We start from the raw sequence: 15,932 nt of genomic DNA, 5'->3' as shown, positions 1-15,932 counted from the left end.
AAATCTAGATGTCAGCAGCAGGGTCCTGAGCCTTTTCTGCCTTCTTATCCGAGTCTGAAGGAATGTCCGTCTGAGTGGTGATGGGATCATCCGGCGTATCTGCCGCTTCATACTCAATCTCAATCTCCTGCCGCCAACGGCGGGATACCCAGGGACGCACAAGGCCGTAAAGCAAATAGCTGACAAACAATACGGAAGGCATCCACTGCCAGTTCCGCACGGCAAAGGCCACCACGATGATGGAAATGAGCACCCAAGCTGGAGAACGGCGCGTGCGCCAGTTGATGGATTTGAAGCTAGGATACTCCAGATCACTCATCATCAGGTAGGAAAGCAGAACCATGAGAACGGCCAAACCATATTTCCAGGGGCCGATTTCCTTATTGCCTTCATCAAGCCACAACATCAGCAACGTGAGTGAGGCGATCACCCCCGCTGCGGCAGGGATAGGGCAGCCGCGAAAGTGCTTGCTGTTGGTCTTGTCATCACTGGCAGCGATGCAATTGAAACGTGCCAACCGCATGGCTCCGCAGACGAGGTAAGCGCAAGCGATCAACCAACCGAGGCCTGCGGGTTTTTCGATATTAGAAAGCACGATGTCATGCACCAGCAAAGCGGGCGCGACACCAAAAGAAACGATGTCTGCAATGGAGTCCAACTCACGGCCAAACGGTGATTCCTGCCCGCCCAGGCGTGCTACACGGCCATCGAGCACATCGAACAAACAAGCGGCTAGAATCGCGATGATCGCCCAGTAATAATGCTGGGTAATTTCCCCTTCCCGACCTTTAAAAATCTGCAAGATCGCCACGAATCCAGCCAGGATATTCCCGGCTGTCATCATCGTGGGCAGCACATAGATGCGAGGTTCGCGTTCAAGCATAAAGCCGAATGTAGCGCAGCCTTACCGCTTGCCCACTTGAAGTTTGCAGTTTCGTCACCGGTCAGGTGCGTTATTCATGGAGCCATGACTACGCCCAGCCTGCCGCCCCTTTCACCTGAAACGACCCTTTCTCAGGTGCTGCAAAGTTACCCAGGGGCTCAGCGGGCACTTTTTGCACGGTATCACATCGGCGGCTGCAGCAGTTGCGCCTTCAGCCCTTCAGAAACCTTGGCCCAGCTCTGTGCCCGCAATGACAACCTGGATGTGCAGGAGGTCATCGCCCATATCCAGGACAGCCACCAGGGAGATGCCACTTTGCAAATCTCCCCCTCAGCCTTTGCAGAACTCCGCGCTAACACACCCGATTTGAAGGTCCTCGACGTACGCACCCGCGAGGAGCATGAGGCCGTCACCATCCCAGGTTCTTTGCTGATGACCCAGGAGTTAGTCCAGGAGGCCTTTTCCCACTGGGATAAAACCGCCCCCGTCGTGCTCTATGATCACACAGGATCCCGCTCGCTGGATGCGGTGGCTTACTTCGTGGGCCATGGTTTCACCCAAGCTACCTGCCTGACGGGTGGCATTGATGCCTACAGCCAAGAGGTGGATAAAACCCTGCCCCGCTACAAAATCGAGATCGAGGCATGACGCCCCCCGTTTCCAACAGCCTCTGGTCTCGAACGGACTGGCAGGCACGGCGCGATGCCCACTATTCCAAGGTGGCGGCCCAGGCCGATGCGTTTGTGGAAAGACGCAGCCGCCAGGACAAACATCCCGTCCACGATTTCCTCTTCACCTATTATAACTTCTCCCCTGCCAAATTGAAGCAGTGGGTGCCCCCCATGGACATCAGCCTGGAAGTGACCGAAGAGGACCTGCTGGCGATGCCCTGGCTCTTAGGCGAAAAGTTCCGACGCGAGGGAAATCTGGTCTGGCTGGATGAATCCAAGCTAGGCGCTCACACGCGCGACCTCGCCCGCTGGGTGGCCACGCTCTGTGCCAATGTTCTGGCACGTGCTCCGCGCTTCCGCTGCTTTGGCCTGCATGAATGGGCCATGGTTTACCGCCAGACGCGGGAGGAAATTCGCCATCAAGGGTATGAGCTCCGCCTCGCCCCCGATGAGATGGCTACGTTTATCGAATCTCAGAGCATCGGCTGCTCGCACTACGATGCGTTTCGTTTTTTCACGCCTGCGGCAAAGCCTCTGAATGCCTTGCAACCCATCCTGGAAACCCGGCTGGAAATGGAGCAAGGCGCTTGCCTGCACGCGAACATGGACCTCTACAAATGGGCCACCAAGCTCTGGCCCTGGGTAGGCGCAGACCTCGTGGCCGATGTCTTCACCCTCGCCCGAGAAGGTCGCGATCTGGACATGCGCGCCAGTCCCTACGACCTGCGTCACCTGGGCTATGAACCGGTCTGCATTGAGACACCAGTGGGTCGCCAACGCTATGAACAGGAGCAAAGGGAACTCGCCGCTAAGGCCGTGCCTTTGCGGGAAAAACTACGACTCGCGGCTGAAAAGATGATCGCCTAAACAGGTGATCTCAGGCCTTTGTCTTCACTAAAAAGCGAGTGCAAACCCCGCCTCCTTCCACAACGGCGGGTAGTTGCTCTGCGTGACGACCGCTGGCGATGATGCACTGCACCCCGCCATTCACCGCATCCTGCACAGCACGCAGTTTGGAGATCATGCCCCCCGTGCCCAGTTTGGTTTTCTCTTCTTGAGCATGATGGATCACCACATCCACATCTTCGACGATGGGGATGGGCCCCTCTTCCGGTTTATGCATGTCCCGCAGCAGTCCAGGCGCACTGGTGAGCAGCAGCAAAAGATCCGCCCCCCACAGGCGTGCCACGCGGGAGGAAAGTTTGTCATTGTCGCCAAAGCGCAGTTCCTCAATGGCCACGCTATCGTTTTCATTGATCACAGGCACCACCTGGGGAAACTCCAGCAGGCGCTCCAGCGTGGTCTTAACCCGGCGGGCGCGGTCATAATTTTCTAGATCTTCGTGCGTGACCAGCAACTGGGCCACATGCAGGTCATGATCACGCAGGAGGTTTTCATAAGCGTGCATGAGATGGGTCTGCCCCACGGCGGCCAGGGCCTGAAGAGTGGTCATGTCCGTGGGCCGCTCGCTAAGATTCATCGGCTTCAGCCCCGAGGCAACGGCACCACTGCTCACCACCACCACACGATGCCCAGCCCGTTTCAGGAGGGCCACGGCCTCCACCAGCTTGCGCAACTGCACAGGATCGGGCTCCGGAGCATGCAGTTTTGTCAGAATGCCGGTGCCGAATTTGAGGACAATGCGCTGAGGAGCCGTCGTGGACATGGAAAGAGGGCCGCCAGTATGACGCAGCCGTCTCCGCAGGCAACGGGATGTTTTGCCCACATCACCATCTCTTGCACCCCCCTCAGACAGGCGTATATCACCTATCCGCCCCCTCATGTTGACTTCCTTCACCCCCGTTCTCGATGCCCTCCCCACGCGCAAGTCGCCTTTGATGGAGAAATTCTGGGCGTTGCTGGAGACTAAATCCCCGTCTCAACTGGAGGCTATGGCCCGTGAGTCCCGCGCCATCACTCGGCGGAATTTTGGCCGCACGATGCGCATGTTTGCCCCCCTTTATGTCTCCAATGAATGCGTGAATAACTGCTCCTACTGCGGCTTTTCTCGGGACAACACCAGCATCATGCGGGTGACCTTGACGGTGGATCAAGTCATCAAAGAAGCGCGTCACCTCACCCAGCAGGGCTTTCGAAACATCTTGTTAGTGGCGGGTGAGCACCCGCGCTTTGTCAGCGAAGGTTATTTGGAAGAGTGCATCCACGCCATCCGTGACTTTGTCCCCACCATCGGCATTGAGGTAGGGCCGATGGAAGCCCCCGAATATGAACGCATGGTGAAAGCAGGCTGTGAAGGTCTGGTGGTTTATCATGAGACTTATGATCGCCCTCTTTATTCAGAGATGCACACCGCTGGCCCGAAGAAGGACTTTGAGTGGCGGCTGGCCTGCCCAGAACGTGGCTATGAAGGCGGCTTCCGCCGCATCGGCATCGGGGCACTATTTGGCCTCAGCGACTGGCGCCTAGAGGCCCTGCGACTGGCCGCGCATCTGGAGCATCTTTACAAACATTGCTGGAAATCCAGCTTCACCGTCGCCTTCCCGCGCCTCCGCCCCGCTGCTGGGGGCTTCCAGCCGAAGACCGGCTTTCCAGACTGGGCTCTGGTGCAGACCCTTTGCGCCTTCCGCCTCACGTTTCCTGAAGTGGGTGTGGTGCTGAGCACCCGCGAGCCCGCAGCTCTACGCGATGCCCTGGCTCCACTGGGTGTCACCACCATGAGCGCTGGCAGCCACACGGAACCGGGCGGCTACACAGGCGCAGGCCAGGATGACTTGCACCACACAGTCCGTGGAAAACGCGTGGACTTGGATGGCAAAACGGAAAATGCCAAGGCTGAAGGCCAGTTCGGCATCGCTGATACACGATCTCCTGCGGAAGTGGCTGAGATGTTGAAAAATCAGGGCCTGGACGCCGTCTGGAAAGATTGGGATCCATCCATTCTCACGGAAGGCGCACTGGCCGCCTAACCAACAACTTTTTCTCATTCATGACCATCACCCTCAACGGACAAAAGCGCGAATTTCCTCAGACACTGGCTATGTCTGACTTGCTAGAATCCCTCGGACTTGCAGGCAAACCAGTCGTGGTGGAGCACAATCAAGTGGCGCTGCTTCCCAAAGAAATTCCGGTGGCTCAAGTGAATGAAGGTGACGTCATCGAGATCGTCCAGATCACCGCTGGCGGTTAGCGGGCTACTTCTTCCGCATCTCGACCCAAAGATTGTTTTTGCAAGAACTCCACGCCGAACATGCCTGCTGGAATCCACAGATCCAGAGCGGGCGTGACAGCCGCGCGGCCCACTGGCAGCGTCAAATTCACCGGGGTATCGTATGAGGCGATGGGCTTTAATTTTCCCGTCTCGGAAGTCAGTGTGGCTACCTCTAGATTTCCAGGGCTGCTGGCCAGCAGATGACCGGAAGTGACATGTAATCGAGTGGGGTAAGACTGCGTGTTCCAGGAGGATACCTGCCCTAGCCGCCCTGTCGCGGCATCATAACCTACCGCCACCACTCCCACACGCCCTGTCTCTTTCGCGAGATACAAGTGAGTCCCTTCCAGTGCTAAGGCAGATTGAAACGAAGTAGCCGTGACATAATCGTCTAAAAGGTAGGCATTCACCCCATCATACGCACAGGCCTGCACCACTCGTGTGGGGGCCAGATCACGACGCAAAGACATATCACTGTGAGTGAAGATGACCGCCCCTTGAGCATCCGCTTGGGTCACGCCCAGAAGAGGACCTGGGATGGAGACAACCTCCCGTAACAAGGGTGACCCCGCACGTAAATCCATCACCTGCAACCACGTGTGGATTTGGTTAGGCAATGGACGCAAAGGCACGCGCGCACCATCATTCATGGCAGTGCCGCTAACCTCATCTGAGACATCGTAACTGAACCACAAAAAGCCCGCTCGCACATGAGCTGCCGAAGTAGCCACCACCCGTCCCCGCACGCGCAAAACTTGTGGCTCGCTCGCCTCCAAAACACCGTCTTCAAAATGAATGCGGCACAGAACCATGACGGGAGAAGTCGCAGGAATGATGGCCGCAGCATCAGGCTGCGCTGGCTGCACGGGCATAGGCGCACTCCACCACAGACGGGGATGATGCTGAGCGGGCAGATACCACACCAACGTATCTTCATCAATCCACAAAGGCTGCACGGCACCGAGATCGAGATCCCAGGCATCCAGTCCTGACAAATCCTGCTCCACCACACCTAACCTAGCCACGGAAGAGGGATCGCTTAAATCCAGCGCCCAGGTCCGCAGCAAAGGTTGTTTGGTTAGGGAGGCTGGCACCCATTGAGCAATGAGCAGGTGATCTCCCTTCAAAGTCATTCCTGCCACCATCCCTGGCCCTAACTGCCATTCGCCTACCAGCGCATCGGGGTCATTGGCCGTGGTGATGCGCACGCGCGCAGATTTACCCGCCTGTGCCGGATCCATGGATCCCACATCATTCAAATCTCCATCTTCCACCTGAATCAAAAAATCCCCCAGAGGCAGGACTCGATCTGCGCGCCATGCCAGGGGTATTTCCATCACTGGAGCACTGTCTTTGTCAAAATTCCGCACTCGCAAATTAGCCCCCACGACGCTGATGGCATAACTCGAAAGGCGAAAAGGAGTTGCCAACGCTGCACGGGCTTTCAGGGCCTCCGCACCACCCTCCATCACCACTTCATGAAGACGATCTTGTCCCGCTTCTTTCACCTTCACCATCAGGTGTCCCGCCTGCTCACGAAAGGCTGGATGCGTCCCTGTAAAATGCAGTCGTTGTACGATCTTCACGGCCATGGGATTGGCCACATCCACTTGGATCATCTGGGTTCTTCGTCCTTGTTTGAGATCCAGCACGGTGCTCAAAAAGCTAAGATATTTTCCATTCCATAGCCCCTCCGTGACTTCTCCCTCCAAGGGCAGTTCGCTGACTAGACTAGGCTGCCCGGCCTCCACGCGTAGCAGGAAAAGTGAAAAGCTACCGCTACGATTTCGCCCATTCGACCGCCCCAACAATGCCCACTGAGTCCCCGTGGTATCGAGAGCAAACATCTGCCTTCCCAGCGCGGGAAGACGCAAGGCGCCTAAACGAACAGGCTGCGTAGGGTCCTTGAGACTCAGCACCTGCAAACCTCGATACTGATTGTAAACAAATAATTGGTTATCCACCACCTGCCACAGATTGGCCTCCTTAACTCCTTTGACCAAGTTCGCGTCCTGGAGCGATTTGCTTTTTAAACGATCCAACCCCGCCGAGATCCGTGAGGGCAGCACAGCATCGGGCCTGGAGAAAACCCTTTTCCCATAGACAAACCGGGAAGGAAACTTCGCCGCCCGGTAGCCCAGTACTCGCACATCTTCAGCCTTCGTACCCGCAGGCAGGCTAAAGGTAATATTGCGCATCTGCTCACGGCTCAGTGTGCGCGGATACTGAACCGCTAAGGGCTTCCAGCCATTCCCAGACCGCTTTTCCAGTACCACCTGCTGGTAACTGAGAGCCATGGGAATGACGAGGGATGGCCCCTCCAGTGTCGTGCGTAGTACAGCAGGGACGGAGGTCAGCTCAGCGGCATAGTTCTGCCGCACGAGGGCGATCGTGAGCCAAAAGGCAATGAAAGCAAGGTGACGGGGGTTCACACAGGTTGTTGAAGCCTGGGTAATACAAAAAACCCACCGTTTTGGCAAGATTCTTCACCCGCAGTACTCAAGAGAGCGCATCCAGACTACTTCGCTCCCGACTTCTTTTTACCTTTTCCCTTCCCTTTGGCTGGAGCCGCTGGCTGGAGATGGGCAGTCTTTTTGGCCAGAGCCGAAAAGTCATCGGTCTGCTTTTGCCACACAGCTTCCAGCTCTTTCACCTTGTCAGGCATCTGAGCCGCTAAATTGTGGGCTTCAGCACGATCCGTTTTCAGATCGTAAAGCTCCCAGGCATCTCCTTTGGCGGCCACCAGTTTCCAGTCCCCCATGCGTACAGCTCGGTTGCCCTCATGCAGCCACCAGAGGGACTCCCTGGCGATGGTTGTATCTTTTGCAAAAGCAGGCACCAAGCTTTTGCCCGGAGCCTCGGGAATAGCTTCGCCTTGCCACGCTTTCGGTTTTTCCACTCCCGTGATTTCCAGGATCGTGGGCACGATGTCCACCACATGCGCTGGGCTGGTGCGCAGCTCCCCACGGGCGGTGATCCCCTTGGGCCAATGGGCGATCAAAGGTGTACTGATGCCGCCTTCATGCACCCAGGTTTTGTGACGGCGGAAAGGGGTATTGCAGGCACTGGAAAAGCCAGGGCCCAGGCAGAGAAAAGTGGCCGCGCTGCCGGGTTCCGCTTGGGGATCATGCCCGCCGTTACGCACCATGATCTCGGCACTCGCCCCATTGTCAGAGGCAAAGAAAATGACGGTGTTCTCATAAGCTCCCATGTCTTTAAGCTGCTGGAGAATACGCCCGATCTCGCGATCCATGCGATCCACCATGGCAGCATGGATAGCCATCTTCGTGGCCTGAAAACGGCGTTGTTCCTCTGTTAACGAATCCCAAGGCAGCGGGCGATTGATCTCGCCTGAACCCAGCTTTTCAAACGCATCCGGGAAATCATAAGGGGGTCCCACTTCTTTCTCCAATGCCGAAAGCTCCGTGTTCACGATGCCCCGAGCTTTCTGTTTTTGATAACGGGCCTCGCGCATGGCTTCCCAGCCTTTCAGGTATTTATCCCGGTAGATTGCGATGTCCTCCGGAAGTGCATGCAGGGGGAAGTGTGGGGCAATAAAAGGGATGTAGTGGAAGAAGGGCTTATCCGCATGTTGAGCGGCGTGGTCTTTCAGGCAACCAATGGCGTGATCTGCCGTGGCCACGGTGGCGTAGTAGCCTTTCTCATCGGCGGGCGTGGTGACAGGTCGGTCATCAATCGCATTGCCTGCCGAGCTGAAAAAATTACCCTGATTTTTCATGTCCAGGGAGCGATCAAAGCCAGCCTCAAGCACCGGGCCATCAATGTGCCATTTGCCACTGTGGTAGCTACGATAACCTGCGGGCTTCAAAAAATCTGGCAGCAGACGCGCCCAACTAGGCCGCACTCCACGCCCGCCACCGCCGAGGCCGGGCAGCTCATCCCGATGAATTTGCTGCGCATAATACCCACTCATCAGGGCCCCACGTGTGGGCCAGCAGCGGGCCGTGTTGTAGAACTGGGTGAACTGCAGTCCATTCTTCGCCAGCGAGTCCAAATTCGGCGTGGCAATCTCGCCGCCGTAACAGCCCAGATCTGAATACCCCAAATCATCGGCCAAAATGAAAATGACATTCGGCTTCTCTGCGGCTGAGGCCGTAAGCAGGCCCAAAGAGGTGAAGAGGACAGAAAGGAAAACTCGCATGAAGTTCTCTTCAACGCACAGACTCGGCCTCTCTTGCTGGTGATTGCAAAGACTTGGACGAAGCAGAACGACTTCATCCAACCTCACGAGAGGGCAAAGTCCCTGGCCCTTGAATCCAGCAGAATCACCCGTTATCGGAACCCATGTTTTTCGATACCCACACGCACTTAGGCAGTCATAAATTTGATGAAGATCTGCCAGCCATCCTGGATCGAGCCCGCGCAGCGGGGGTCACCCGCATGCTGGCCCCAGCTACGGATCTGCCCAATGCGCGTAAGCTCCTCTCGCTGGTGGAAAATGAGCCCGATATCCGTGTGGCGGTGGGCATTCATCCCTGCGATGTGGACACCGTTTCAGGCGAAGATTGGATTCATGAACTGCGAGACCTCGCGCGACACCCTAAAGTAGCAGCGATCGGAGAGATCGGCCTGGATTATTTCCATGCACCTCCAGAAGGTTTTGACCTCACCCGCTGGAAGCAACACCAGGCGCGCTGCCTGCACATGCAGTTACAACTCGCGGTGGAACTAGGGCTCAATGTGGTGCTGCATAACCGCGAGAGTTGGGAGGATCTCACTGCCATCGTCCTGCCTTACAGTGATCGTCTGCGAGGAGTCTTCCATTGCTACACCGGCACTCTGGAGCAAGCTCAACCGCTGTTAAATGCAGGGCACCTCATCTCCTTTACCGGCATCGTCACCTTTAAAAACCCAGGCCCCGCAGGCGAAACCGTCCGTCAGGTGCCTGCGGGTCAATACATGCTGGAGACTGATGCTCCCTACCTCGCTCCCGTGCCGCATCGTGGCCAGCGCTGTGAACCCGCCTACGTCGCTGACACGGCACGCGCTGTAGCAGCCATGCGTGGACAGCCCGTGGAAGAAGTCGCAGGTGACACCACCGTCACCGCCCTGAGCTTTTTTAAAGGATTCGCCTGATGCCACCTCAGCTTGTAATGGAAAAGCGGCCTCAAACGTGCTCCATAAGCGCGCACCTCCTCACTCCTCCCTTTATGCATACTCTCCACCGCTTGTCTTTCTCCCTGCTGATCTTGACGGTGATGCTCCAAGTCGTTAGTTGCGCTGGCCCCACCTACCGTGAGATCCGCCGCCCAGCACCTGGTGGCGGTTTTTATGTACAACGCATCCGTCTGGAGCCCCAGGAGGAAGCCCGCCTTAAAAAGCAGAAGAAGGATAAAAAGAAAAAGGGCGATGCCCCCGTGGACGATGGCTCCTACTGGCGTGGTGATGGCGTGGTGGGTAAGCCCAGCATGAAGATCAGCCTCAGTGAGCAAAAAGTCTATTTCATGAAGGATGGTGTCGTGGTCGGCATGTCCCCCATCTCCTCCGGCCGTGAGAGCCACGCCACCCGCCCAGGCAAATTCAGCGTCATTCAAAAAGATCTGGATCACAAATCCAACCTGTATGGCGACTATGTGGATGCCACGGGCGTCATCGTGAAAAAGGAAGTCGATATCCGCAAAGACGCCCGGCCTAAAGGCGCTAAATTTGACGGGGCGAACATGCGCTACTTCATGCGTATCACAGGGGCCATCGGCATGCACGAAGGCTACCTACCAGGCTACCCTGCTTCCCATGGCTGCATCCGCCTGCCTACCAAAATGGCCGAGATCTTTTTCCGCGAATCCTCCTTGGGAACTCCGGTGCAGATCGTCCCGTAGGGAGACGGGAGTTGGCGGTGTGCCTTTGACACGACTGAGCTATCGCATCGCGATGGTTCAGTTTTGACCAAATCCGGGAACTGCGGCTATTATTTCCAATGTGACAAACAGGCTACTATCTTCTTCATTTTAATGCTTGTCTTGGCAGACTTTTTTCTAGACGAATAAGCGCCCTTACTATGATGGAAGAACATTTACGCAGCCCAGAGGAAATCGTTGAATCCCAACTGACCATTGTTGAGCGCACTTATGATTCATTGAAATGGCCCTGGCTCATCATCATGAGCTTCTCGCTCACGCAGGCTGCCAAAACATGCTTTGAAGCTAGCTCGAAAGGTAGCAATTTTCGAGAATTCATCCATTTTGCAACAGTCCCACTGAGCATCTTCTGCATTGCCTATCTGCCCACTTTTTTAAGATATTTCATCGGAGACAGCCGCTATATCGATCTCTTTGCCCATGATGCCAAAAAGGCAGTCAGCACGGCACGCATTGATGTCCTTTCAAGGGTCTTTTCGCGTCGCAGAAGAGTCGCTGATACTCTGATGCTCGTTTCCCAAGGATTAATGTTTGTTCCTCTGGGTCTTAGTGTGGCTAATCCGCATCACTTTTTTTGGGCTTATCTGATCCTACTCGCACTCAACATTGTTTGGTTGTGGTTTGTCATCTCCTGCAATTCCCCAACTATCCGGGAAGAGCGGGGCACCCTGGTGATCCAGCATGATTCTGATAAGTCGCCTCGCCGATGGCTGATCAATAATGTGATCCACCTTATTCTTCTCCTTTTCATTCTGTTGGTTGGCGACGGTTTAAACCTCCCCGATTTTTGGAAAATCGCACTGCCATTGGTATTTTGTTTTTCGAACTCGCTCGTCGATATTCTCCTGACCCACGAATTTTATTTTCCTAAGGTCCAAATCCTTTTTCACCAATTCTATGATGAAGGGAAAAAATAAGGAGAGCACTTCTTCTGAACCAAGCTTTCCCCAAGTTTTGGCAGGAAATGACATTCTCCTTACAACCCTCTTACCATGACCTGACTCATCGAGAAATAGATGTGGCATACTGCCTCCACATTGAAGAACGCACTGCGGGCCTCAGTCGAATATTTCAGATAGTGGGTTGTCTTCTGGCTGTTGGTAACCTTCGAAAAAATCAGGGCGAACCGGGTGGTTCGCCCTATTTTTTTGCATCTTGCCTGATAGCGCAGCATTGTGTTGCAAAACGCCTCGTGATAAAAACTCGAGATAATTCAGTTCCAAAAAAAGCCGTTTGGCTAAGGAAGTGAATCAACTCAACCCACCATGCGCTATGTTGACACCGACAGACATCGCCGAATACGGGGAACGCCATGTGGAGAAATGGCTGATCGAAAATGGTTACCGCTGCTACCACACCACGCAGCGGCATGGAACGAAGGACATCGAAGCCCGAAGTTCTGACAACAACATGCTGGTTCACATCAATGCCAGCCTGGAACCGAAACCCGCACCCCCTCTCACCCATAGCGATCACGACAGCGTCTGCTCACGGGCCATGATGCTGGGCTTTGATCCCTGGGTGGCTCAAGTGCAGGTAGATCGCAGTGGCGACCTGTATCATGACATTGTCTGGACCAAGTTGAAGTGATCTTCCGCTTATCCCTGCAAGGTTTCCACGCGCATCCAGCTCGGTTTGCCACGCACGCAGGCGAGTGAACTGAGAGCCTCCAGAGCCTTCAGCATATCGCCCAGGCTGGCATCATGCAGCATCAGCACCAGGCTGGTGCTGCCACTGGTGTCTTCGAGATCTTCTGGCTGGATCATGGAGGAGATACCGATGTTTCGCTGCCCAAGAACGGTGGAGACCTGGGCCAACACACCCGGCACATCATCCACCGTCAGTCGCAGGTAATAATGGGAAACGGTATCCTCCATGGGTTTACTTTTCCCATAAAGCCCATGCGGTACGAAGCCACTGTGGCGAGAGCCATAAACCAACACGGCGGCGGCTTCACAGAGGTCGCTGATGACACTGCTGCTCGTCGGGTCTTGCCCGGCTCCTCGGCCATAAAAAAGCGTTTCACCGACAATGTCGCCATTCACCAGCACGGCATTGAAGCTGCCACTCACATTCGCCAGCACGTGAGAAAGGGGCACAAGAGTCGGCTGCGTGCGCACCTCCACGAGGCCCTGCTCATCGGCACGGATCACAGACAGAAGCTTGATGGTGTAACCCAGACGTTTGGCAAATTTGAAATCCACGATGTCAATCTTATCCACGCCCTCCACATGCACGCAGGGCGTGGGGATCCAGAATCCGTAGCTCAGAGAAGCCAGGATGATGGCCTTGTGCGCAGCGTCCCAGCCGCTGACATCCAGCGTCGGATCAGCCTCGGCATAGCCCTTTTCCTGGGCTTCACGCAGGGCGTCCTCATAACTGAGGCCCGCCTGAGACATGCGCGTGAGGATGTAGTTGCACGTGCCATTGATGATGCCGTGGATGGACAGGATGCGATTCCCCACAAGCCCCTCCTGCAACACTTGAATGATGGGAATACCGCCAGCGACAGCCGCTTCAAAATAGATGGGTACCCCACACTGCTCCGCCAGCGCAAACAATTCCTGTCCGCGCTCGGCCAGCAGAGCCTTGTTGCCCGTGACGACAATCTTTTTGGCCCGCAGGGCTGCACACACCAAATCATAGGCCGTGGTGGTGCCACCGATGAGCTCGACCACCACCTGGATTTCTTCATCCGCGATGAGGTCCTGCCACTGGGTAGAAAGCATGGCCTCTGGCACCACCACATCTCTCGCGCGCTGGAGATCCCGCACGACCACGCGCTTCACCCGGATATCTGCCCCGGTGCGCTGGCGGATGAGATCGCCATTCTGTTCTAGGTTTTTAAAAACACCTGCTCCCACGTTCCCCAGTCCTGCGAGGCCGATGTAGATGGTGCGTGGGGGAATGGAAACGGACATGGTCGAGAAAGGGGCTAAAAGGAAGCCCGTAGAGATGCACGGGGATGAAGGCAGGTCAAAGGTCAAGCGGGTCAAAAGATGCTTCTTGTCACTTGCCGTTTGGATTTCGACCCGGGGTTGACTAAAGTTCTCGCTTCACATGCGCATCCGTCACCTTTTTCTCTTGCTCCGCGCCGCCCTGGCCCTGGGGCTGATGTGGTGGGTGCTGAGGCGGCTCAGGCTGGAGGGAGCGGGCGAACTTTCCTGGTCCTCACTGGATTTCCGGTGGCTCGCTTTAGCCTTTTTGCTTGGCGGGCTGTCTGTGCCCGGCTGGGCGGGGCGGTGGTGGTGGTTTCTCCGCGTGTATGGGCTGAAGGCCCACTACGGGGAATTGCTGCGGCTGACATTGTTCGCAGATTTTTTCAATCTTTACTTCCTCGGGCCCATTGGGGCCGATGGCATCCGGCTCCTGCTGCTTTCTCGCACCTTTCCGGAAAGACGTGGCGCTATCGTAGGCTCCCTGATCCTGGATCACATCGGTGGGCTTTTTGGAGGCGTCATTCTGTATGGCCTGTTTTCACGACAGGCAGGTTTGCCGGAGAATGTACTAGCCACCACTGACATGGCCTTGCTCGCCTTCACGGGGCTATCCTTTCTGGGGCTGGGGGTCATCATGGAACCTTGGCTCCAGCGGCTTTTTACTCGCATCCCCGGGCTGCGCTGGCTCTCAGCCAAAGCAGCGCCGATCTATGCAGGCACGTTTCGGCATCCCTGGTTATTCTCCGGCTTTGCCGTCTCGGCCCTAGGCACCGCCTGTGCTTATGCCGCCTACTGGGCGGCAGCGCGAGCCTTGGGCACAAACGTTTCATTGCCCCAACTACTTGGCTTAATGCCCGTGGTGGATGCCATCGCTTCCCTACCCATCACCCTGAGTGGCCTCGGCGTACGGGAAGGTCTGCTGGTAGAGTGGCTAGGTGGGCAGGCGGGGATCGGCCCAGCCAAGGCCCTGGCAGCGTCCTTACTAGGATTTGCCGCCCTAGGCCTGTGGGGCCTCATCGGCGGCCTGTGGCTGGCCTTTTGGCGCAGGCGTCACACCACGGCGTAGTCCGCTGGCTCCTCGCCATAAATGGCAAAGCGCGTCATGAACCGCAGCAAGTTCCGGCTGTAGGGATGATTCGTCAGACCCCCGCCGGCCATGCCGGAAATGTTTTTCTCAAAGTGCCGCTGCATGACCATGCTGATCTTGCCAGGGAACATTTGAGACATCTTCGTGCCGGTGCGCTGAAGGGCAAAGATCTGCCCGCCATAAAACATGTCCACCAACTCCTGCCAGGCATTGAGCATGTCACGGAACCAGTCGAGGTAATTCTTGAAAGCGCGATCCCAATCATCCTGGCGATTTTGCAAAATGGCATCTGCCAGCATCTCCGCCGAGGTCATGGCCATGCAGAGCCCTGGGGAGAGCATGGGATCTACAAAACCAAAGGCATCTCCCACCGTCACCCAGCCATCTCCATGGCCCTGTTCTGAGATGAGCTGATAATTCGCATAAGTAGTCACCGGCGTGATACGCTTGCGGTTAGGGCAGGCATCGGCCAGAGGCTTGTTCTGCTCGATGACAGCCTCGAGCTGCTCCTCAGGCGTCTTGCCATATTGCTTCGCATGCTCTTTATCGAAAACTACGCCGATGCTCAGGGCATGCAGGAGAGGGATGCGCCAGGACCAGCCATGCTTCAGGCGAGTGATCACTGTCTGCCCCGAAGGAACTGGCATGGTGCAGTTTTCATAATGGGCAAAGTGGGAGACATCTTTGCGATCACCAATCGCAGCTTTGATGCCCAGCAACTTTGCAAACAAACGACGGCGGCCGCTGGCATCCACCAGCAAGTCTGGCTGCTTGCCATTCCAGTCAGGCACCAGGGCCAGGGTGGCTGCGCTGAGGCGCGGCACCTTTTCACCACGTTCGGTTAGGCCGATCTCAAGCTTCACGTCGCACGGCACGAATCGAGCGCCTGCATCCAGCGCGGTCTGGTGGACCAGGTCATCAAAGGGGCGGCGATGCACATTGTAGGCGTAGGTAGGCAGCACCCCACGCATGGCGGTGAAGGAAAGCTCTAGTGCATCATTTTCGTCAAAGATCCAGGTCACCCCCGGCTTGTAGGTGCCCAGCTTGGCCACTTCATCTTCGATGCCCAGGCGGCGGAAGACATTGACCAGACGTGGCACCAGGGATTCCCCCACCACCATGTCGGGGCGCTTGCCATCATCGAAGAACACCGCGTCCACACCTTCTTTGGCGAGCAAACAAGCCAGCGTGGCACCAGCAGGACCGGCACCCACGATGCCGACACGGAAAGGTTTTGAGGCGATCTTCATAAGGCAGTCAGAGATTCAAAATAAATGTCTGCCTGCGAGGTGCAACCCTGAGCC

The 15,932-nt window shown here is 56.2% G+C and carries 15 protein-coding genes; 9 read left to right on the top strand and 6 right to left on the bottom strand.

What is annotated here, in order from left to right; all coding sequences use genetic code 11:
• Nucleotides 1-4: 4 nt before the first annotated feature.
• Nucleotides 5-883, bottom strand: a complete 879-nt coding sequence (pssA, locus tag HNQ64_RS10305) for a CDP-diacylglycerol--serine O-phosphatidyltransferase (protein WP_246431006.1) — start codon at nt 881-883, stop codon at nt 5-7.
• An 84-nt stretch (nt 884-967) separates the two neighbouring features.
• On the opposite strand from pssA, the gene HNQ64_RS10300 reads away from it, so the two are divergent.
• Nucleotides 968-1,531: a rhodanese-like domain-containing protein gene (locus HNQ64_RS10300; protein ID WP_184208158.1), complete on the top strand. Its 564-nt coding sequence runs from the start codon at nt 968-970 to the stop codon at nt 1,529-1,531.
• Nucleotides 1,528-2,421: a hypothetical protein gene (locus HNQ64_RS10295; RefSeq protein ID WP_184208156.1), complete on the top strand. Its 894-nt coding sequence runs from the start codon at nt 1,528-1,530 to the stop codon at nt 2,419-2,421. The genes HNQ64_RS10300 and HNQ64_RS10295 overlap by 4 nt, the downstream gene beginning before the upstream one ends.
• A 10-nt stretch (nt 2,422-2,431) precedes the next feature.
• On the opposite strand, the gene proB is transcribed toward HNQ64_RS10295, so the two are convergent.
• Nucleotides 2,432-3,220 (bottom strand): glutamate 5-kinase, encoded by a 789-nt coding sequence (proB, locus tag HNQ64_RS10290; RefSeq protein ID WP_184208154.1) that lies wholly within the window; start codon nt 3,218-3,220, stop codon nt 2,432-2,434.
• A 115-nt stretch (nt 3,221-3,335) separates the two neighbouring features.
• Between proB and HNQ64_RS10285 the strand changes: the two genes are divergently transcribed.
• The gene (locus tag HNQ64_RS10285; protein ID WP_184208153.1) at nt 3,336-4,481 is read left to right on the top strand and encodes a radical SAM protein; all 1,146 of its coding nucleotides are present in this window, start codon (nt 3,336-3,338) and stop codon (nt 4,479-4,481) included.
• 20 nt (nt 4,482-4,501) lie between these two features.
• Nucleotides 4,502-4,702: a sulfur carrier protein ThiS gene (thiS, locus tag HNQ64_RS10280; protein WP_184208151.1), complete on the top strand. Its 201-nt coding sequence runs from the start codon at nt 4,502-4,504 to the stop codon at nt 4,700-4,702.
• Here the strand turns inward: thiS and HNQ64_RS10275 are convergent.
• Both HNQ64_RS10275 and HNQ64_RS10270 read right to left on the bottom strand, forming a co-directional pair.
• Nucleotides 4,699-7,155 (bottom strand): hypothetical protein, encoded by a 2,457-nt coding sequence (locus HNQ64_RS10275; protein WP_184208149.1) that lies wholly within the window; start codon nt 7,153-7,155, stop codon nt 4,699-4,701. The genes thiS and HNQ64_RS10275 overlap by 4 nt on opposite strands.
• An 86-nt stretch (nt 7,156-7,241) precedes the next feature.
• A complete protein-coding gene (locus tag HNQ64_RS10270) occupies nt 7,242-8,885 on the bottom strand; it encodes an arylsulfatase (protein WP_184208147.1) in 1,644 nt (547 codons plus the stop codon).
• A gap of 143 nt (nt 8,886-9,028) precedes the next feature.
• Between HNQ64_RS10270 and HNQ64_RS10265 the strand changes: the two genes are divergently transcribed.
• The 4 genes from HNQ64_RS10265 (at nt 9,029) to HNQ64_RS10250 (ending at nt 12,192) form a co-directional block, all read left to right on the top strand.
• Entirely contained in the window at nt 9,029-9,820 is a 792-nt protein-coding gene (locus HNQ64_RS10265; RefSeq protein ID WP_184208145.1) for a TatD family hydrolase, read from the top strand.
• A gap of 74 nt (nt 9,821-9,894) precedes the next feature.
• Nucleotides 9,895-10,563 (top strand): L,D-transpeptidase family protein, encoded by a 669-nt coding sequence (locus HNQ64_RS23800; RefSeq protein WP_221305405.1) that lies wholly within the window; start codon nt 9,895-9,897, stop codon nt 10,561-10,563.
• Nucleotides 10,564-10,742: 179 nt separating this feature from the next.
• Nucleotides 10,743-11,519, top strand: coding sequence for a hypothetical protein (locus tag HNQ64_RS10255; protein WP_184208143.1), 777 nt, complete (start codon nt 10,743-10,745; stop codon nt 11,517-11,519).
• 355 nt (nt 11,520-11,874) lie between these two features.
• On the top strand, nt 11,875-12,192 hold the full coding sequence (locus HNQ64_RS10250) for a hypothetical protein (RefSeq protein ID WP_184208142.1): 318 nt from the start codon (nt 11,875-11,877) through the stop codon (nt 12,190-12,192).
• Between the two features lie 8 nt (nt 12,193-12,200).
• Here HNQ64_RS10250 and HNQ64_RS10245 read toward each other — a convergent pair whose 3' ends face one another.
• The gene (locus HNQ64_RS10245) at nt 12,201-13,523 is read right to left on the bottom strand and encodes a homoserine dehydrogenase (protein ID WP_184208141.1); all 1,323 of its coding nucleotides are present in this window, start codon (nt 13,521-13,523) and stop codon (nt 12,201-12,203) included.
• A gap of 139 nt (nt 13,524-13,662) precedes the next feature.
• Between HNQ64_RS10245 and HNQ64_RS10240 the strand changes: the two genes are divergently transcribed.
• Nucleotides 13,663-14,607, top strand: coding sequence for a lysylphosphatidylglycerol synthase transmembrane domain-containing protein (locus HNQ64_RS10240; RefSeq protein ID WP_184208140.1), 945 nt, complete (start codon nt 13,663-13,665; stop codon nt 14,605-14,607).
• Here the strand turns inward: HNQ64_RS10240 and HNQ64_RS10235 are convergent.
• Nucleotides 14,592-15,878: an NAD(P)/FAD-dependent oxidoreductase gene (locus tag HNQ64_RS10235; protein ID WP_184208139.1), complete on the bottom strand. Its 1,287-nt coding sequence runs from the start codon at nt 15,876-15,878 to the stop codon at nt 14,592-14,594. The two genes, HNQ64_RS10240 and HNQ64_RS10235, sit on opposite strands and share 16 nt — an antisense overlap.
• Between the last annotated feature and the right edge of the window lie 54 nt (nt 15,879-15,932).

Origin of the sequence: Prosthecobacter dejongeii (assembly GCF_014203045.1) — a bacterium.
GTDB classification, from domain to species: domain Bacteria; phylum Verrucomicrobiota; class Verrucomicrobiia; order Verrucomicrobiales; family Verrucomicrobiaceae; genus Prosthecobacter; species Prosthecobacter dejongeii.
This window is presented reverse-complemented; position numbering and strand designations above follow the sequence as displayed.